This is a genomic window from Flavobacterium collinsii, assembly GCF_946903285.1.
GTDB lineage: Bacteria > Bacteroidota > Bacteroidia > Flavobacteriales > Flavobacteriaceae > Flavobacterium > Flavobacterium collinsii.
This window is the reverse complement of record NZ_OX336425.1, coordinates 35,237-55,244: the sequence shown is the minus strand read 5'-3', so window position 1 is coordinate 55,244 and position 20,008 is coordinate 35,237. Positions and strand designations below refer to the sequence as shown.

19 protein-coding genes are annotated in these 20,008 nt (G+C 33.6%); 11 read left to right on the top strand and 8 right to left on the bottom strand.

What is annotated here, in order from left to right; all coding sequences use genetic code 11:
* The first annotated feature begins 18 nt into the window (after window positions 1–18).
* Entirely contained in the window at window positions 19–972 is a 954-nt protein-coding gene (locus OGZ34_RS00255; protein ID WP_263361812.1) for a hypothetical protein, read from the top strand.
* A gap of 78 nt (window positions 973–1,050) precedes the next feature.
* On the opposite strand, the gene OGZ34_RS00250 is transcribed toward OGZ34_RS00255, so the two are convergent.
* From OGZ34_RS00250 to OGZ34_RS00240, 3 genes are all read right to left on the bottom strand, one after another.
* Window positions 1,051–2,004, bottom strand: coding sequence for a transketolase family protein (locus OGZ34_RS00250; RefSeq protein WP_173967602.1), 954 nt, complete (start codon window positions 2,002–2,004; stop codon window positions 1,051–1,053).
* A 75-nt stretch (window positions 2,005–2,079) separates the two neighbouring features.
* Window positions 2,080–2,928 (bottom strand): transketolase, encoded by an 849-nt coding sequence (locus OGZ34_RS00245; protein ID WP_173967603.1) that lies wholly within the window; start codon window positions 2,926–2,928, stop codon window positions 2,080–2,082.
* Window positions 2,929–3,135: 207 nt separating this feature from the next.
* Window positions 3,136–3,996 (bottom strand): polysaccharide deacetylase family protein, encoded by an 861-nt coding sequence (locus OGZ34_RS00240; RefSeq protein ID WP_263361811.1) that lies wholly within the window; start codon window positions 3,994–3,996, stop codon window positions 3,136–3,138.
* Window positions 3,997–4,260: 264 nt separating this feature from the next.
* On the opposite strand from OGZ34_RS00240, the gene tgt reads away from it, so the two are divergent.
* The 10 genes from tgt (at window position 4,261) to OGZ34_RS00190 (ending at window position 14,501) form a co-directional block, all read left to right on the top strand.
* Window positions 4,261–5,391 (top strand): tRNA guanosine(34) transglycosylase Tgt, encoded by a 1,131-nt coding sequence (gene tgt / locus OGZ34_RS00235; RefSeq protein WP_041515562.1) that lies wholly within the window; start codon window positions 4,261–4,263, stop codon window positions 5,389–5,391.
* A 67-nt stretch (window positions 5,392–5,458) separates the two neighbouring features.
* Window positions 5,459–6,547, top strand: a complete 1,089-nt coding sequence (locus OGZ34_RS00230; RefSeq protein WP_173967605.1) for an LptF/LptG family permease — start codon at window positions 5,459–5,461, stop codon at window positions 6,545–6,547.
* Window positions 6,534–7,421, top strand: a complete 888-nt coding sequence (locus OGZ34_RS00225) for a DMT family transporter (RefSeq protein WP_263361810.1) — start codon at window positions 6,534–6,536, stop codon at window positions 7,419–7,421. The genes OGZ34_RS00230 and OGZ34_RS00225 overlap by 14 nt, the downstream gene beginning before the upstream one ends.
* Before the next feature lie 112 nt (window positions 7,422–7,533).
* The gene (locus OGZ34_RS00220) at window positions 7,534–8,487 is read left to right on the top strand and encodes an acetyl-CoA carboxylase carboxyltransferase subunit alpha (protein ID WP_173967607.1); all 954 of its coding nucleotides are present in this window, start codon (window positions 7,534–7,536) and stop codon (window positions 8,485–8,487) included.
* A gap of 139 nt (window positions 8,488–8,626) precedes the next feature.
* Window positions 8,627–10,171: a replicative DNA helicase gene (dnaB, locus tag OGZ34_RS00215; RefSeq protein ID WP_173967608.1), complete on the top strand. Its 1,545-nt coding sequence runs from the start codon at window positions 8,627–8,629 to the stop codon at window positions 10,169–10,171.
* Between the two features lie 137 nt (window positions 10,172–10,308).
* Window positions 10,309–10,689 (top strand): hypothetical protein, encoded by a 381-nt coding sequence (locus OGZ34_RS00210; protein ID WP_173967609.1) that lies wholly within the window; start codon window positions 10,309–10,311, stop codon window positions 10,687–10,689.
* Window positions 10,690–10,692: 3 nt separating this feature from the next.
* A complete protein-coding gene (locus tag OGZ34_RS00205) occupies window positions 10,693–11,325 on the top strand; it encodes a hypothetical protein (RefSeq protein ID WP_173967610.1) in 633 nt (210 codons plus the stop codon).
* 6 nt (window positions 11,326–11,331) lie between these two features.
* A complete protein-coding gene (locus tag OGZ34_RS00200; RefSeq protein WP_173967611.1) occupies window positions 11,332–12,123 on the top strand; it encodes a sensor histidine kinase in 792 nt (263 codons plus the stop codon).
* A 113-nt stretch (window positions 12,124–12,236) separates the two neighbouring features.
* Window positions 12,237–12,902, top strand: coding sequence for a response regulator transcription factor (locus tag OGZ34_RS00195; RefSeq protein WP_173967612.1), 666 nt, complete (start codon window positions 12,237–12,239; stop codon window positions 12,900–12,902).
* A gap of 339 nt (window positions 12,903–13,241) precedes the next feature.
* Window positions 13,242–14,501 (top strand): asparagine synthetase B, encoded by a 1,260-nt coding sequence (locus OGZ34_RS00190; protein ID WP_173967613.1) that lies wholly within the window; start codon window positions 13,242–13,244, stop codon window positions 14,499–14,501.
* 1 nt (window position 14,502) lies between these two features.
* Here OGZ34_RS00190 and OGZ34_RS00185 read toward each other — a convergent pair whose 3' ends face one another.
* The 5 genes from OGZ34_RS00185 to OGZ34_RS00165 all read right to left on the bottom strand — a co-directional run bounded on the left by OGZ34_RS00185 (window position 14,503) and on the right by OGZ34_RS00165 (window position 20,006).
* Window positions 14,503–15,306, bottom strand: coding sequence for an endonuclease/exonuclease/phosphatase family protein (locus OGZ34_RS00185; RefSeq protein ID WP_173967614.1), 804 nt, complete (start codon window positions 15,304–15,306; stop codon window positions 14,503–14,505).
* Window positions 15,307–15,438: 132 nt separating this feature from the next.
* A complete protein-coding gene (locus tag OGZ34_RS00180) occupies window positions 15,439–15,606 on the bottom strand; it encodes a hypothetical protein (protein WP_157495921.1) in 168 nt (55 codons plus the stop codon).
* Between the two features lie 167 nt (window positions 15,607–15,773).
* Window positions 15,774–16,442: a response regulator transcription factor gene (locus tag OGZ34_RS00175; RefSeq protein ID WP_173967615.1), complete on the bottom strand. Its 669-nt coding sequence runs from the start codon at window positions 16,440–16,442 to the stop codon at window positions 15,774–15,776.
* Between the two features lie 10 nt (window positions 16,443–16,452).
* Window positions 16,453–18,231, bottom strand: a complete 1,779-nt coding sequence (locus OGZ34_RS00170; RefSeq protein WP_263361809.1) for a tetratricopeptide repeat-containing sensor histidine kinase — start codon at window positions 18,229–18,231, stop codon at window positions 16,453–16,455.
* Complete coding sequence (locus OGZ34_RS00165) at window positions 18,231–20,006, bottom strand: tetratricopeptide repeat-containing sensor histidine kinase (protein ID WP_263361808.1); 1,776 nt, start codon at window positions 20,004–20,006, stop codon at window positions 18,231–18,233. Before OGZ34_RS00165 ends, OGZ34_RS00170 begins: the two co-directional genes overlap by 1 nt.
* Window positions 20,007–20,008 lie beyond the last annotated feature (2 nt).

Here is a 20,008-nt window from a genome sequence, read left to right as displayed (position 1 = left end):
ATATTTAAATATAATGAAATGAAAAAATTATTTGCATTGTTTTTAGTGGCGACGGCTTTGTCATGTGGTAGTGAGGATCAGGAAAATCAGAATGTTGCTCAGTCTGCAGTAAGCTCTGAGTCGGTTTTAGATGGTAAAATGTTATCATTTAAAGATGAGGAATCTTTTGTAAAAGAGTATTCGGATTTAGCAATCTTAAGTAAAGATCAGCTTCAAAAGTGGATTTCTGATAAAAAAGTAACTGCATTGTTGAATACTTCAAATGATTCAGTGGTGATACAGGAAGATATTATATCAAAATCCAGATTGATTTATTCAGATGCATTAAAATCAATTTTAAATGCAGAATCAAAAGTGAAGATAGGAAATAAAATGTTATGGCTTAACGAGCGTAGTTTTTATTTATTATCAGAAAATGAAGTTAACAAAACTCCAGAAGAACTTTTTAGTCTTAAAGATAAATTGGAGGTGTACGGGCAGTTGTTGGGTATGGCAGATTCTGCTGGGAAAAGAACAGGGAGAGGGATTATGCCAAATGAGAACTTGGTAAAAACATTTGTCAGTGAAGAAGTTAATGTGAATGGTACAAGGCATAGAAATGTTGTTGAAATATTTAATGAAACCATTTATTTTAGTGGTACTAATTCTGTTCAGACGAGCAAAATGTATTTGCGAACTACGATGCAATATAGATCTTGCTCTACTTGGAGATGTAGTTGGAAAGAGAATATGTATCCACGAACTTTGACGACAGTTGGTTTTCATTGTTCAGTTTGTGATATCGGACATTCTTTTTGGTCTAATAGGTTAAGTTTTCCCGCTGCAACGGTATCAGGTTCTCAGATGTATCTGTTAGCAGAGTGGAGATTTATAGCTCCTGTTGCTAATCCGCATATAAATTATGCTATTTCTGGTACATTTATTTGTACGGTGGTAGGGCATGCAATGCCTGTTAATGTATCCTGGTATTAATGATTTGACAATCAGTTGTGAAAAAAAACCTCGAAAAGTAATTTTCGAGGTTTTTTATAAAGTAAGAAAATGAAATAATTATTTTCTTTTGATAACTCTTTCTACAGCTTCAACAATCGCCTGGTTGTTTAATTTGTATTTTTCCATTAGTTGTTCCGGAGTTCCAGATTCACCAAAACTATCGTTAACAGCTACAAATTCTTGCGGTGCAGGATTGTTTAAAGCTAATACTCTTGAAACACTTTCTCCAAGACCTCCGAGAATGTTGTGTTCTTCTGCAGTTACCACACATTTTGTTTTAGCCAATGATTTTAGAATGGCTTCTTCGTCAAGAGGTTTAATAGTGTGGATGTTGATTACTTCAGCAGAAATTCCTTTTGCTTCAAGAGCTTCAGCAGCGATAAGGGCTTCCCAAACTAAGTGTCCTGTTGCAACAATGGTTACATCAGTTCCTTCGTTTAATAAAATTGCTTTTCCAATTACGAAAGGCTCATCAGCAGGTGTAAAGTTAGGTACAACCGGACGGCCAAAACGCAAGTAAGCAGGACCATGGTGATCTGCCAATGCTAAAGTAGCTGCTTTAGTTTGATTGTAATCGCAAGTATTGATTACAGTCATTCCGGGTAACATTTTCATTAATCCAATATCTTCAAGGATTTGGTGTGTTGCTCCGTCTTCACCTAGTGTTAAACCAGCGTGAGAAGCACAAATTTTTACATTTTTATCCGAATAAGCAACTGATTGACGAATTTGATCGTAAACTCTTCCTGTAGAGAAGTTAGCGAAAGTTCCTGTGAAAGGAATTTTTCCTCCAATGGTTAAACCTGCAGCAATACCAATCATATTTGCTTCAGCGATACCAATTTGAAAAAAACGCTCTGGGTGATTTTTTTTGAAATCATCAAATTTTAATGATCCAATTAAGTCAGCACATAATGCTACAACTTTTTCGTTTTTTTGACCTAGTTCAGTCATTCCCGCTCCAAAACCCGAGCGAGTATCTTTACTTCCTGTATTTTCGTATTTTTTCATTTTTGTTTTTTTGCTGTACGCAATAGGCTGTAGGCAATAGGCATAAAGCTTACTGCTTAAGGCTTAAAGCTGTTTTTAATAGTCTGCTAAAGTTGATGTGTTTTGAGCCAGAGCACTTGCCAACTGATCGTTGTTTGGTGCTTTACCATGCCATGCATGTGTGTGCATCATAAAATCAACTCCGTTCCCCATTTCTGTATATAACAAAATACAAACCGGTTTTCCTTTTCCTGTTCTTGATTTAGCATCGTTTAAACCTGCAATGATAGCATCGATATTGTTTCCTTCTTTAATTTCAAGAACGTCCCAGTCAAAAGCTTCAAATTTTGCACGAAGGCTTCCCATTGCCAAAACTTCGTCAGTTGTTCCGTCAATTTGTTTTCCGTTAACGTCGATAGTTGCAATAAGGTTGTCTACATTTTTAGCAGAAGCATACATGATAGCTTCCCAGTTTTGACCTTCTTGTAATTCACCATCTCCGTGTAAAGTATAAATCAAATGATTGTCACCATTTAATTTTTTTGCCTGAGCTGCACCAAGAGCTACAGATAAACCTTGTCCTAATGAACCAGAAGCCATGCGAACTCCAGGTAATCCTTCGTGAGTTGTTGGATGTCCTTGTAAACGTGAGTTTAGTAATCTAAAAGTGGCAAGTTCTGAAACAGGGAAATAACCGCTACGTGCTAGTACGCTATAAAATACAGGAGAAATATGTCCGTTTGAAAGGAAGAAAATGTCTTCTCCAATTCCGTCCATATCAAAACCTTCTTTACGCTCCATAATGTTTTGGTACAGTGTTACCAAAAATTCAGTACAACCTAATGAACCACCTGGGTGACCTGAGTTGACAGCATGTACCATTCGAAGAATATCTCTTCTTACTTGGATAGTTAAATCGCTTAATTGTTGTGTGTTAGGCTTCATTTTATGTGTAAAAGTTAAACTGGTGCAAAAGTAATTTTTATTTTGCGGGGAGACAAATGATTTTCCGGTTTAGTTTGCGCTAATGATGAAATTATCCCACTTTTTTGCGTCAATATGGAGAAAAAATGGGTTGTTTTGGTTTTGTAAAGACAAAAAAGGCAAGGCCATGATTTCAAAGAGGAATTGGCTAATTGTCAAATTATCTAATTATCTAATTGATCCAATCTCTCGCCAGGTAACCAATTGAATGTTGTTTTCTTTTAGTTTTCTGCCGCATTCTTCGCTAGTGAAAAAGTCAAAGTCGATTTGGCGCCAGGCCGAACCAAAATTAGGATGGTTTACGGTGATGCCCTGCATTTCAAAATCGTCATAGGCGGGATGTAGCAAGAATACATTTAAACCCGGAATAGCATTGTCCAAGGCTTTGGAATACGAATTTCTTAATTCCCCTTTTTCAAAATCGTTATAATATCCAAGTAAAAGATTATCGGTTAAAAGCATGTCGTCGAAGTTGTACTCTTCGTTAGATAAGCTAATGGATTCAAGAAATTGTTTATTGATAAAAACCGGTAAGTTGTATTGTCTTCCAAGTTCTTTGTAGATTTCTAAAATCTCAGGAGTTACACCAATACTGCACATGTGTGAGTCCAAATGGGTAGGTTGTATTCCAAATTGTAATGCTTTTTCGATTTGAGCGGTTAGTTCTTTTTTGATTTCTGATGGTTTTGCATGACTTTTAAAATCAGCTCTGGATTTATAGAAATGGCCATTTTGATCGGTTAAACTTGAAACTTCTGAAAGCGGAAGAACTGGGCCGAATTTGTAATTCTCCCATTCGCAGGTTAATGTGAGATGGACGCCACAATCGTATTGGGGATTGTTTTTGGCAAAATTGGCCATCTCGAAAAACCACGGACAAGGGGTCATGATGCTGTAGGAATTTACAAAACCATTTTGAAGTGTTTTTATTGTGGCCTGATTTTCGGAATGGGATAAACCGGCATCGTCGGCATGAATGATTAATAGTTTGGTGTTTTCGGGATATCCAAGTTTTTGCGCTAAATTCATTGTATTTGTCTTTTTTTATAGAGGAGATTAAGCGGATTTTCTGTTTTATCAAATTTAGATTTTTTTCATGATAAATACGCATTATGGTTTCAAGTTTCAGGTTTCTTTTGTATCAAAAATAAAGTTGTCTAAATAATAGGACTGTTTAAAAATCGAACAATCCAGTAATCCAACAATGTAAATTATCTAATTTTCTAATTGCCAAATTATCTAATTAGTTTTCTCTGAAATTAGCTTATCTTTGCCGACTGAAAAAAGAAACAGATGAAGTTTGATTTATTACAAAAAGATCCGCAATCTAAAGCAAGAGCGGGAAGTATTACTACAGATCACGGCGTAATCGAAACGCCTATTTTTATGCCTGTTGGTACAGTGGCTTCTGTTAAAGGGGTACACCAACGAGAACTTAAAGAGGATATCAATCCGGATATTATCCTTGGAAATACCTACCATTTGTATTTACGTCCGCAGACTGAAATTCTTGAAAAAGCAGGCGGATTGCATAAATTTATGAATTGGGACCGTAATATTTTGACTGATTCTGGGGGGTACCAAGTGTATTCACTTTCAAATAACAGAAAAATTAAGGAAGAAGGAGTAAAGTTTAAATCACATATTGATGGTTCTTATCACTTTTTTTCACCGGAAAGTGTAATGGAAATTCAACGTACCATTGGAGCCGATATTATTATGGCTTTTGATGAATGTACACCTTATCCATGTGATTACAGATACGCACAGCGGTCAATGCACATGACCCACCGTTGGTTAGATCGTTGTATCAACCATTTGGATAAAGTACCTTATAAATATGGATACGAGCAGACCTTTTTTCCAATTGTTCAGGGAAGTACTTATAAAGATTTGCGTCGTCAGTCAGCAGAGTATATTGCAAATGCAGGACAACAAGGAAATGCTATTGGAGGTTTGTCTGTGGGGGAGCCTGCAGAAGAGATGTACGCTATGACCGAAGTGGTTTGTGAAATTTTGCCGGAAGACAAACCGCGTTATTTAATGGGAGTTGGAACTCCGATTAATATCCTGGAAAATATTGCTTTAGGAATCGATATGTTCGATTGTGTAATGCCAACCCGTAATGCCAGAAATGGTATGTTGTTTACTGCAAACGGAACCATTAACATCAAAAATAAAAAATGGGAAGCTGATTTTTCTCCAATTGACGAAATGGGGCATACTTTTGTAGATACAGAATATACAAAAGCCTACCTGCGTCACTTGTTTGCAGCAAATGAATATTTAGGAAAACAAATTGCAACAATTCATAACCTTGGTTTCTATATGTGGTTGGTTCGTGAAGCCAGAAAACATATCTTAGCAGGCGATTTTAGACCATGGAAAGAAATGATGGTTAAAAATATGAGTCAAAGACTTTAAAATAAGTTGATTTGTTTAATCGTTTATTCGGTTAAACGGTTAAACAAATAATCGATTAAACTTTACTATGTTAACGATAATAGATAAGTATATTTTAAAAAGATATTTAGCCACATTTTCGGTGATGATCTTATTATTTATTCCGATTGGAATTGTAATTGACGTCTCTGAAAAGGTGAATAAGATGTTGGAAAATAAAATTCCGTTTAGCGCGATTGCAATCTATTATTACAATTTTACGGTTTATTTTGCGAACTCTCTGTTTCCGATATTTTTGTTTTTGTCGGTAATCTGGTTTACTTCAAAACTGGCAAATAATACAGAGATTATTGCGGTTTTAAGTTCCGGAATTTCGTTTTCACGTTTTTTAAGACCTTATATTATTGGTGCTTCAATCGTTTCGGTTTTTGTGCTTTTAATGGGATTTTTTATTGTTCCTGCAGCCAGCGAAGGGTTCAATAACTTTAGATATACTTATCTAAAAGGTAATGGAAAAGTAGAAATGCTTGGTAATAATACAAACGTATACAGACAGATTAACGACAACGATTTTATTTTTGTCAATAGCTTTAATGAAGAATCTAAAACAGCTTTTAATTTTACGTTAGAGCATTTTGAAGGTGAAAAGTTAACGTATAAAATTACCGCAAGCCGTATTAAATGGGATCCTAAAACAAAGACCTACAATTTGTACGATTATACAAAAAGAACGCTGGGAGAATTAAATGATCAGATCGAAAAAAATCCGGAAAAAAGGGTGGCTTTCAAATTTGAGTTGGCCGATTTAACTCCGGTAGTTTATATTGCAGAGACCCTTCCATTGGGCAAACTAATTGATTTTATTGAGAAAGAACGTAAAAGAGGTTCTGGGAATATTAATACCTATTTAGTCGTACTTTATAAAAAATACAGTGTACCCGTTTCTGCTTTTATCCTCACAATTATTGCTGTGGCAGTTTCGTCAATGAAACGTCGTGGTGGTATGGGAACCAATTTGGCTATCGGAATTGCAATAGCCTTTTCATTTGTGTTTTTTGATAAAATATTTGGAACACTTGCCGAAAAATCTACCTTTTCACCTTTATTAGCTGTTTGGTTTCCGAATATTGTTTTCGGAATTTTGGCAGTTTACCTACTACGTAATGCGAAACGATAATTTAAAAAGTTATTTAAATCTTCATTTAATTGTTTTTATTTGGGGTTTTACGGCCATTCTGGGTGCTTTAATAACCATTGATGCCGAAAATTTGGTTTGGTTCAGAATGCTTCTTGCAGGAGTTTTTCTAGCTGCTTTTATTGTGTACAAGAAAAAATCTTTTATAATTTCGGCCAGCTCTTTTGCGAAGCTAATTTTTGTGGGACTGTTGATTGCTCTTCATTGGATTTTCTTTTTTAGAGCCATTCATGTTTCCAATGTTTCGATTACGCTCTCGATATTTTCCTTAGGTGCTTTTTTTGCTTCGTTGTTAGAACCGCTTTTTTACGGAAGAAAGATTTTATTCTACGAGGTATTCTTCGGATTGATTATTATAGCAGGTTTAGCGTTAATAATGAAGGTAGAGGTGAAGTATCTGAATGGTATGTATTATGCGTTGGCAGCTATTATTCTGGGTGTTTTATTTACTTTAATGAACGGAAAATTAATAACAGAACATGATCCTTCGGTAATTACCTTTTATGAGTTTGCTGCGGGAGTTTTCTTTATTTCAATTTATTTTTTAGTACAAGGAAAATTCAATGCTGACTTTTTTACCTTGTCGCTAAACAACTGGGGTTTATTACTTCTTTTGGCTTCGGTTTGTACCGCTTATGCCTTTACAGCTTCGGTGAAAGTTATGCAGAAGTTAACTCCCTATACGGTGATGTTAACGACTAATTTAGAGCCGGTTTACGGAATTGTACTGGCCTATTTCATTCTTGGCGGAAAAGAAAAAATGAGCACGGAATTTTATATTGGCGCCCTGATAATCGTAATTACAGTTATCTTAAATGGCGTTTTTAAACATTATAAAAATAAGAAAGAAGTGTAATAATTTCCTTATTTTTAAATTACATTTTTATATTTTAAATACGATTTAATTCAACCAATGATATAATATTTTTATATTTGCGGTTCGATTTACAAACAAAATTCAAAAATCCATGGAATATTTAGATTTTGAGCTTCCAATAAAAGAACTTGAAGAACAGTTAGAAAAGTGTGTTATAATTGGAAAAGAATCTGATGTTGATGTAACACCTACCTGCAAGGAAATCAACAAGAAATTAGAACAAACAAAGAAAGAAATATACAAAAATCTTACAGCCTGGCAACGAGTTCAGCTGTCAAGACATCCAAATAGACCTTATACTTTAGATTATATCAAAGCAATTTGCGGAGATACATTTTTAGAGCTTCATGGAGACAGAAACTTTAAAGATGATAAAGCGATGGTTGGCGGATTAGGAAAAATAAATGGTCAGTCGTTTATGATTGTTGGTCAGCAAAAAGGTTTTAATACAAAAACACGTCAGTATCGTAATTTTGGTATGGCAAACCCTGAAGGATACCGTAAAGCTTTACGTTTGATGAAAATGGCTGAAAAGTTTGGAATTCCTGTTTTAACTTTAGTAGATACTCCGGGTGCATACCCAGGACTTGAAGCCGAAGAAAGAGGTCAGGGAGAAGCGATCGCCAGAAACATTTTTGAAATGGTTCGTTTACAAGTTCCTATTATCACCATCATTGTTGGTGAAGGAGCTTCGGGAGGAGCTTTAGGAATTGGTGTTGGAGATAAAGTATACATGTTGGAGAATACTTGGTATTCTGTAATTTCTCCGGAATCTTGTTCTTCAATTTTATGGAAAAGCTGGGAGTACAAAGAACGTGCTGCGGATGCTTTAAAATTGACTTCATCTGATATGAAAAAACAAAAATTAGTAGATGATGTGATCCCTGAACCACTAGGTGGAGCACACTACGACCGCGAAACTACTTTTAAAACAGTGGCGGAGTACATCACTAAAGGATATAATGAATTGAAAGACTTATCAACACATGATCTGATTGCCCAAAGAATGGACAAATACAGTAAGATGGGGGAGTATAAAGAGTAAATTCTTATAAATTAATTAAAATCCGAAGCCTTACAGTTTCGGATTTTTTTTTGGTTATGAACAAAAAAAACATATTTATAAACAATTAATAGTTATAACTCAATAGCAATTTTTTTTTAAATTTTGTTACTTTCGCTATATGGAAAATTTCAAAAATGTAAATCCTGTAAAGGTAGATAAAACCACAATTATTAGTTTAGAAAAAGGAAAACTTCCACCGCAAGTTCTTGATTTAGAGGAGGCTGTTCTTGGGGCAATGATGATTGATAAAAAAGGGGTTGATGATGTAATTGATATTTTGCAAGCTGATGCTTTTTATAAAGATTCACATAAATTTATTTTTGAAGCGATCGTTCAGCTTTTTACCGAAACACAGCCAATTGACTTGTTGACTGTTTCGACTCAATTGAAGAAGAATGGAAAATTAGAATTGGCCGGAGGAGATTTTTATTTAATTCAGCTGACTCAAAAAATTGCCTCTTCGGCGCATATCGAATTTCACTCTCGTATTATTCTTCAAAAATTCATTCAAAGAAGTTTGATTCGAATTTCATCTGAAATTATCGAAGCGTCTTATGATGAAACTGCAGATGTATTTGATTTGCTGGATCAGGCCGAATCAAAATTGTATGAAGTAACACAGGGAAACATCAAACGTAGTTCTGAAACTGCTCAGAGTTTAGTACTTCAGGCTAAAAAGAAGATCGAAGAAATTGCGAAACAAGAAGGTTTAAGTGGTGTTGAGACCGGTTTTACTAATCTGGACAAACTGACTTCTGGATGGCAGCCCAGCGATTTAATTATTATTGCAGCGAGACCTGCGATGGGAAAAACAGCATTTGTACTTTCGATGGCGAGAAATATCGCAATTCAGTACGGGCACGGAGTGGCTTTGTTCTCGCTGGAGATGGCCTCTGTTCAGCTGATTACGAGGCTTATTTCTTCCGAAACAGGATTGTCATCAGAGAAACTACGTACAGGTAAATTAGAGCCTCACGAATGGGAAATGTTGAGTACCAAGGTGAAAAACCTAGAAAAAGCTCCTTTGTTTATTGATGATACACCGTCACTTTCTATTTTTGACTTAAGGGCAAAGTGCCGCCGTTTGGTTTCACAGCATGGTATCAAAATTATAATCATCGACTATTTGCAATTGATGACTGCCGGAGGAAATAATAAAGGAGGAGGAAATCGTGAGCAGGAAATCTCTACAATTTCCAGAAACTTAAAGGCTCTGGCAAAAGAGTTAAATGTACCGGTAATTGCACTTTCGCAGTTATCACGTGCTGTTGAGACGCGTGGATCAAGTAAGCGTCCACTTCTTTCAGATCTTCGTGAATCTGGAGCGATTGAGCAGGATGCTGATATTGTATCGTTTTTATACCGACCGGAATACTATAAAATTGAAGAATGGGACGATGATGAAGCATCGCCAACTACAGGTCAGGCTGAGATAATGATTGCTAAACACCGTAATGGTGGTATCGAGAATATTCGATTGAAATTTATCGGACATCTTGGTAAGTTTGATAACCTTGATGATTTTTCAGGAAGCTATGATGATTTACCGTCTAAAATGAATCATGAGGATAATCCTTTTATAACTAAAAACCTGCCTTCTGCCAATGAAGCTTTTGGTAGTAACTTAAACGACGACGACGATGACAGTGATGTTCCGTTTTAATAAAACAATTTAGCCTCATTTTGAGGCTTTTTTTATGTATAAATATTAATACTTTTCCTAGAAAATTCTGTAGTTTAGCCAAACAATTGCACAAAGCAATTTTAAATTAAATTTTAACCCAAAAACAAATTTAAATTATGTCAGAAGAAAAAAACTTAGGATCAGTTGAAGTCAGTTTAGCTGTAGGTCAGGAATGGGCCCGAAAATTTCGAAATGCGAAAGAAGATAATAAAAAGAAAGTTGATGCTTATTTAATTCCATTAGAGAGTATAAAACTGGTATTGGATCAGGATATTGATGCAGTACGTGCTTATGTGGGTATTAATAATGCAGGAGAGCAAAATTTAATGCTTGTTGGTACAAAACTGAACCCAAAAACAGGTATTTATGTAGATGTTTTCAAACAACAGCAATCTCTTGCAGGTGCAAGAACTGCTGGTGATGGAGAAGATGTTCTTTACGATGCATCTCGTCCATGTCCGCCATACACTGATCCGGATAGTCCAATGAACCAATAATAAATGGATAATTTTCTAATATTTTCAGGTTATTTTGTACTGTTAGTCAACCTGATTTTATATACATATAGCTTTTTCCTAAAGGAAAAAGCTAATGTTTTTTTTACAGCCTATGTTGTGTTTTTGTTTGTTATTCAATTCACGATGGAGCTGCTGTATCGCTTTCAGATTATTAATTTGTTCCTCGTAAATACTTATTTTATCGGACAAATGGTTTTATTAGGCCTGTTTTATAAATCAATTTTAGGAATTAAAAGACAAAAAGCATTTGTAGACTGGAGCTTGACGTTTATGTTATTAGTTCTGGCTATTCAGTGTTTAATTAATACAGATCAATTTTTTAAATTTAACTTGTTTGCTATTACAGCAACTTCTTTATTAAGCGTTGTTTATGCTTTATTGCATTTTTATAATATGCTAACGGATGACAGGCAGTATTATTACTTTACAATTGGATTGTCTTTTTACTTACTGGTAAGTACAGTTCTTTTTTTAGTTGGTAATCTTACCCTCGGATTAAGTGATGATTTGAAATATTTTACATGGAGATTAAATGCTTTTTTTGTAATGGTATATTATCTTTTTATTTTATATGAATGGAAAGTAAGTTTTAACCCAAAAAAAGAAAATAAATAACCAGATATGAGTGCAAGCCCGGTTTACGAAAAAGAGATAGTTGCCATAATCCTGTACACATCATGTTTTTTTATGATTGTGGCTTTTTTTTTAATAGCGTTTTTTTATTTTTCCAGAAAGAAAATTATCCAGAAAGAAGTAGAAAAAAGAGATCTGGAAATTCAATACCGTAAAGAACAAGTACATGCCGTTATTGTAACTCAGGAAGAAGAACGAAAAAGAATTGCACAGGATTTGCATGATGATATCAGTTCTAAGCTGAATATTGTATCATTAAATTCACATATACTCTCGTCGCCAAACTTAACCGAAGCGGAGATCAGTGAGATTACGGGAACCATTATAAGTCTTACCGCAAGAGCACTCGAGAACTCTCGAAAAATTGCACATAATTTATTGCCCCCTGTTTTTGAAAAATTTGGGCTGAATGCCGGTGTACGTGAACTCTGTGATGAGTTTGAAAGCAGCAAGAAGGTAGAAGTGCATTATTACAATGAAATTGAATTTGAACCTAAAGATATTGATCGTCATTTGCATGTTTTCCGAATTTTGCAGGAACTAATGAACAATTCTTTACGTCACGGAAAAGCAACTGAAATTTGGATTGATTTTAAGATGGAAGATGAAATTCAGACTTGTTATTATAAAGATAACGGAATTGGTTTTGATACCGAGAATTCTGAAAATCAGAAAGGATTGGGGATGAAAAACATTGATAGCCGTATTTCTTTTTTGAAAGGAACAATCGAAATTCATTCTGAAACGGGCAATGGAATTAGCGTCGTTTTTACTTTTTAGGTTAAAATATGGTAATAAATTGGGTTTTTACTTAATATAATGCGGTTGTAGTACTTTTTTTCGCTTCATATTTTGTAATTTCGGCTTACCAAACGACCAAAAACAAAAATCAAATGAGTGCCGCTATTAAAATTGCTTTAGTCGATGACGAAGTTTTATTCCGTAAAGGAATTGCTTTTTTATTGCAAAGAGAAGATAATATCGATATTATCTTTGAAGCATCTAACGGAGAAGAACTTCTGTCTAATTTAGATAATTGCGTGATTAAACCAGAAATTATTATCATGGATTTGAAGATGCCAATTTTAAATGGTGTCGAGGCTACAAAAATTATCCGAAAATCATTTCCTGAAATTAAAATTATTGCGCTTACCAGTTATGACACAAAATCATTTATTGCCAATATGATTCAGGTGGGAGCAGTGGCTTATTTAATAAAAAATACTACTCCAAAAGATTTAATTCATACCATCAATCAGGTTGCCAAAAAAGGCTTTTATTATAATGAAAGCGTGCTTCAAACTATTCAGGAAACAATCATCTCCAGCAAGACTCCAAAAGGAAACCTGGAAACGGGCTTTCTTTCGCAGCGTGAAATAGAGATTCTTCAACTTATCTGTCAGCAAAAAACAACTTCAGAAATTGCAGACCATCTGTATTTGAGTCCCAGAACCGTAGAAGGACACCGTAACAACTTACTACTTAAAACTGAATCTAAGAATATTGCCGGTTTGGTAGTCTATGCAATTCAGAATGAAATTGCTGTTTTAACAATCTAAGTCTATTAGCTTGTTAAGTAATGTATTGAAAGTGCGTAGTACAAAACTATAATTAACACAAGTACAACGATTCCTATTTTTTGTATCATATTCAATCCCTTTGGTTCTTTATTACCATCATTAAGCTTCATGCCTTTGTCTTTTTCATTGATTATTTTGATGACCGGGGAGAGCAAATGTAAGGATAATGTGCTTTTGTGAAATAGGTGTTTCTACGTGATTTTAGCAATTGGGTATAATAATTTTCAAGTTTTTTTTAACATTTTTAGCCTTATAAAACCAAAACATCTGTTGTGTTTTTCAAAGGTTCCTTTATATCTTTACTAAAATAAAATTCTAATGAAGAAGTGCTTAGTTTATATTTTCATATTGCTACTTTCGTTCACAGCAAAGGCCTCGTTTATTTTGCTTCCAATGGACGAGACTACACAACAGAACCATCTGAAAGCATACGGAATTACCTACTGGTGTTTAAGTAGAGATTATAAAGCAAGTTGGCTCTTAAACTATCGTGGTGGCTCATTTTTGCTTCCGGATGCCGATGAAATTCGTAAAGAATGTAAGATTAGAGGTGTGAGTTTTGAAATTCTTTCGGATGCTGAAGAGGCTTCCATATTAAATGATATTTCAAGTCCTTCCCAAAATATGGAATCTGTTATTTTAGAAAAAGCGCCTAAAATTGCAGTTTATACACCCAAAGGGAAACAGCCTTGGGATGATGCTGTAACATTAGTTTTAACATATGCCGAAATTCCCTTTACACCAATTTATGATGAAGAGGTTTTAAGTGATCAGCTGCTTCTTTATGATTGGCTGCATTTGCACCACGAAGATTTTACCGGGCAATATGGTAAGTTTTACTCTGCTTACAAAAATACGCCCTGGTACATTGAGCAGAAAAAAGATGCCGAGGCTTTGGCTGCAAAATTAGGATACCCTAAAGTTTCTCAGGAAAAAGGCGCTGTTGCAAAAAAAATTAGAGATTTTGTAATTGGAGGCGGGTTCATGTTTGCAATGTGCTCTGCCACGGATAGTTTTGATATTGCGCTTTCGGCAGATGGAGTAGATATTTGTGAAGCTATGTTTGATGGTGATGCCAGCGAATCTAATTATCAATCAAAATTGAATTACGGAAATTCATTTGCATTTAAAGATTTTACCTTAGAACGTAGACCAGAGGTTTATGAATTCTCAGATATTGACATGACTTCAAAACGTAAGATTCCTATGGAGAAAGATTATTTTTCTTTAATGGAGTTTTCTGCAAAATGGGATCCAATACCTAGTATGTTATGCCAGAATCATACACAGTTGGTGAAAGGGTTTATGGGACAAACCACCTCATTTGATACCGATTTGATAAAATCTAATGTTTTAATAATGGGAACTTGCGAGCTGAATGGAGAATCAAGATACATTCATGGAGAAAAAGGAAAAGGAATGTTTACTTTTTTCGGAGGTCATGATCCTGAAGACTTCCAACATCAGGTGGGAGATCCTCCTACTGTTTTAGATTTACATCCTAATTCTCCCGGGTATCGTTTAATTCTAAATAATGTTTTGTTTCCCGCAGCAAAAAAGAAAAAGCTGAAAACATAGTTTAATTCAGTGAAAATTCGATCCAAATTGGAATATGGTCAGATATTTTTCGCGCTTCCTGGAGCGAATTGAATTTTTTGTAGAATGAAACTATACCGGAATTAAGATAGGTTAGTGAATTTTTGTGATAAAAAATATTGTCAAATTCTGATGCCAGACAAACTGTTTCTTTGCATTCTTGTTTTAGGGTAGTTTTTTGATTTTGTAAAATAGAATTATATCCCATTTTTTTTAGCGGAGTAAATACAGAGTGAGATTGTGGGCAATTGAAATCACCAATAAATACCAAATTTAAATTAGGATATTCGTCTGGCAGCAATTTAAAGTATTTGATTTCAGTTTCGGGTTGTTTTTTTTTAGTAATAGCATGAAAATTAACCAATGTAACCGTTTTTTTATTGATTTCAAAAGTTCCCAGATAAGGTTCGCGATCAATTTCTAAATGATATTTTTTTTCCAGCCAGGCATTTCCTTTCAGTTTTACTTTACTGGTTTTCCAGATAAAAGCATAACGTTCTGTTTTATAACTGTTACCGCTAGTAGGATTGCTTATGGTATAATCCCATTTAGTTCCTTTATTATTTAAAAGTGCAACAAGTTTTGCAACAGCCTGTGAACCACCGTATCCTGCAACGACTTCCTGAATTGCAATAATATCATAAGCAAGAACAGTACTTGCTATGAAATTTAATTCGGATTCGGATTTTGATTTTCCTAAGTTCTCGATATTCCAGGATAGAATTTTAGTTTGTGAGTAGGTGAGAACTGAAAAAAAGAGGAAAGTAAAGCTAAATATATGTTTCATGCTGTATTTAAAAATTCAAATATAAGCATTTCGAAATTTGACTATTGTGTAAGTAAATAGTATTTTTAATTTCAATGAGAATCTTTCTTTGACAGATTCTCATTGAAGTTTTCAGTATCAGTAAATTTATGTTTAATGCTTTTTATACCTGTTTTTTAAAGCGGTACCAATTATTATAATTTGCAAAACAAGTAGTGCTGGTATAAAAATAATTTTCCAGTCTACTTCTAACCATCCTGTTTTTTCAGAAACGAAAGCAAAACTTAAAGACAGAAAAAGACAAAGTAACATTGTTTTCATTATGATCTTGTTTTTGGTTGTATTAATCTTCGAAACAAAAACCTGTAGAAAATTTCTTTTAAAACTATTTTTGTGTTTGATTTTCATTAGTTGACTAATAGATTCCACACAAAAGTAGATTTATTAAAATCCATTTCCTTACGGGAAACCGTAAAATAGGTTAAAAATTAGATTAAGCCAAAGTCTTTAGCAATGGCAATTAGATGCACATTGTTGTTTGCCTTAAAGTAAATTTTTAATTTATTAATGCGTTTTTCAATACTGCTGGTTCCGTTTGGAGTAATAGACGACGCTTTAAATTCGTTTGATATATTATCTAATATGTAACCTTGTGCGAGAAGTTTTAAAATTGAAATGTCGTAAGATTCAATTTCAAACAGTACTTTTTCGTTAAAACTAAAAGACAGATCTGAAGAAAGTATTCTCTCTTCATTTCTAAAGGTTCCTTCAATTGCTTTTCTTAATTCGGCAATACTATTTCGTCCTTTAGAGACGTAGGCATTAATACCTAAATCAAAAAATAGTGATTTTATACGATAAGATTTGTCTTCAATAGAGAATACTATTTTTTTTAATTTGGGCTGTACTTCATTTGCCGCTTCAATTAGCTCTTCACCACCGTTTAAATTAATTTTACGATGATCCTGTTTAAAAGATAAATCAGTGATTAACAAATCGTACGGCTCATTATCTTTAATTGCCTTTTTAATTTTAATTAATCCGTCGTCACAATATTTGACGTGATCAATTATCGGAACTTCTAGTTCTTCAAGTGCTTGAATTACGGCGATGCTTATACCGTCTAAATCTTCGGCAACTAAAACTTTTGTGAACATATTTTTTTGTTTATATGGGGAAATTGAAACTTAATTTAAAACCTGTCTTAGAATTGGAGTCAAAAATAATATTTCCATTTATGGTTTTAATACGGCTTTCCACATTTTGTAGTCCATTTTTTAAAATTATTGATCTATTGTAGGCTCCAACCCCGTTATCATTGTAAACGACAACTATTTTTTTTTCAATATTTTTAAAATTTAAGTTAACTAAGGTTGCCTGACTGTGTTTTTTCATGTTCCCAAATAGTTCCTGAAGGATTCTGTATAGTATAATCTTTTTACTTTTTTCAATTTCATTCCAGGGAATTTGATCGTAACCATTCAGAATAATATTAAGATCGACTGTTTTAAATCCCGAAATCATTTCTTTTAAAGCGCTACTATAATTTTCGTCAGTCCTAATTGAGCTGTTTTCTTTAGAAATATTTCGTGCTTTTGAATAAATCTTATTGAGGTTGTTTAATAACTGGTCTTTGTTTTCTTCTTGATTTAGATCAGCATGTGCTGAGAATTTTAACGTTTGATAGACATCTTGTTCCAATTCATCATGAAGTTTTTTTGATATTCGAATTTCACTTTGAAGAATAGCATCGTTCTTTTCTTTTCTGCTTTTAGAAATTAGATGAACAAAGACTAATAAACTTATCATAGTAGTGGAAAATATAATAATGTATGAAACAATATTTCGCTTTCTTTGTCTCTCTAACTGTAATTCGTTTTCTGCTTTTTGGCCTTTAAGTTGCAGGTTCTCTTCTTTATTCTGATTTGAACTGTATTTAATTGTCGAAAATTGATTTTTGGCTTTTCTTCTGGCAATAGTTATACTGTCTATTATCTTGATATAGGCCAGTGAATATTTTTTTAATTCAGGCCCTTCCGTTTTTGTAATTAGTGATGATAATGAGTTTGCCTTAAATGTAGCCGAATTTATTTTACAGGCCGTGTGATACTCCTTTTCAGTATATAGTTTTGACAGTGCGGGATTTGTTTTAGAATAATACAAAGCAAGATTATTGTATGAACTAACCAATTCATAGTCTTCGTTCAACTTCAGTTTTATAGCCGCGCTTTTTTGAAGACAGTCAATGGCTCGTGGATCTCCGACTTTATAGTAACAGTATCCAAGATTTTCTAATAGAATGGCGTACGCATTATCTGTTTTTGCTGAATCGCTTTCATGTCTGATTTTTCGTGCTGCTAAAGGTTCCAGTATATCAATAACTTTTTTGTATTTTTTTTGATTGAGATAAATGTTGGATATATCACATAGAATTACTGCCCTTTTGTATGAAGAGGTAGCTAATTTTAATGCTTTTTTATGGTAGATTAATGCATTATGATTATCGTAAGTAAAATAGTAATTGTACGCTAAGAGCGTATAAGTGTTGTACGTAAATTTTGGCTTGCTTGTTTTTTTTAGATGAGGCAAAACCATTGCAATCGATTCTTCACAAGCAATATAATTGCTCATGTTTTGTTGTAGATTAGCGATGGATAAATAGGAGTAAACATACTCATCTGCATAATTATCTATAGGTTTGCATAACTGAATGGCTTTTTTGTAATAAAAATAGGAATCGGCGTAGGCTCCTTTGTCGAATAGTTTGTCACCCTGATCGATATTTTTTTTGATTTCGGCAGATTTTTTTTTATTTGCGATTCGTATTTCGTTGGTTGCAGTTTTTTGAAATTGATACGAAAATGCCACAGCGACCGATGCCAAAACCAACAAAGCAAAAATGAATGCTAAGAATATTTTATTTTTTGTGAAATAAGTGGTTTTCATTATCGCAATGGTAATTTTATTTCTACTTTAATACCTCTTTCTGTTATCGAAAGAATATCAATTTCTCCTTTGATATTTAGAATACGGTTTTCAATATTGACTAAATCCTTTTTTAAAATTATTGATCTGTTGTAGGCTTCAACCCCGTTGTCACTGTAGAGTACAACTATCTTTTTTTCAAAATTTTTAAATGTCAGACTTACTAAGGTCGGCTGGCTGTGCTTTTTCATGTTAGCAAATAGCTCCTGAAGGATTCTGTAAAGTATAATCTTTTTACTTTTTTCAAGTTCATTCCAGGAAATCTGATCGAAACCATTCAGGATAATATTTAAATCGGCTGTTTTAAACCCTGCAATCATTTCTTTTAAAGCGGTAGAAAAGCTTTCATTTGTGGGTACGAAGCCATTTTCTTTTGAAATGTTTCGTGTTTTTGTGTAAATCGTATGTAAATTATTTAACAGTTTTTCTTTGTTCTCGCGTTTTTCTAAATCGGCAGTTTCAGCAAACGTCAAGCTATGATAAACATAATTGGTGAGTTCGCATCTTAATTTTTCTGATATTCGTAATTCGCTTTCGAATATTGCCTTGTTTTTTTCTTTTCTTCCTTTTGATTTTAAATGAAAGTAAAGGAATGCCACAAAAATTAGAATGAGTGCAATAATAATGGGTAAAATAATATTGTAAATTTTTTGTCTCTCTATTTCTAATTCACTTTCTGCTTTGTAGGCCTTAAGTTGTAGATTTTCAGTATTGTATTTTTTAAAATAATATTTAATCCGAGCGAACTGTTTTTTTGATTTATGACTGGCTTTGGTAATACTATCAGCAAGTTGAATAAATTGTGTTGAATAATTTTTTAAATCATTTCCGCTGGTGGTTTTGCTTAATGTTTTTAAGCTCTGAAGTTTGATAACAGGATCATTTATTTTGTCTGAATAAAAGTATGCTTTTTTTGCATATGTAGTAGCTAGAGATAGGTCACGGGTCTGAAAATATTCAGCAAGATGTAGATAGCTATACGAAATTCCATCATATTCCTTTAGTTTTAATTGCATGGCCAAGCTTTTTTTGTAATAATATAGAGCTTCGAGTTTTCCCTGTGCGTGATAGCAGGATCCTATATGACTTAGTATTCGGGCATGTTCAATATCATTTAGAACTTTATCAGTTTTGCAGATTGTTGTAAGTTTTGATAAAGGAATTAATATGCTTATTGCAAGATTGATTTTTTTTTGTCGGATATAAACTGTACTTATATTGTTCAGAACACTTATTTTTCTATAATAACTGGTTTTAAGATGCAAGGCTTTTGTATAATACAGGAGGGCGTTGTTGCAATCGAAAGTATAATAGTAATTAGCAGCAAACTGTTCATAAACATTCGCTGCGAACCTTGGTTTCTTAATTTTCTTTAAATAAGGCAGGGTCTTTAGTAATGACGTTTCACTAGCAATATAATCACCTTGGTATTGCTCTACATTAGCCATACAGGTTAAAGCGTAGACATAATCTACGTAATCTGTTTCAGGGTTGCAAAGGGATTGGGCTTTGTTGTAATAATAATAGCAACTGTCGTATTTATAAGTATCCATCAGAATATCTGCTTTCTCGAGAATTCTTTTTATTTTGGACGAATTATCTTTGCTTCTTAATTGAGTTTGATTTGAGTTTGATTTTAAGAGATAAAGTGTACTTACAAGTATTATTAGGATTAAAATTGCGAATAAATATTTTAAAGCAATTTTATTTTTTAAAAAATTTAAAATCTTTCTCATCT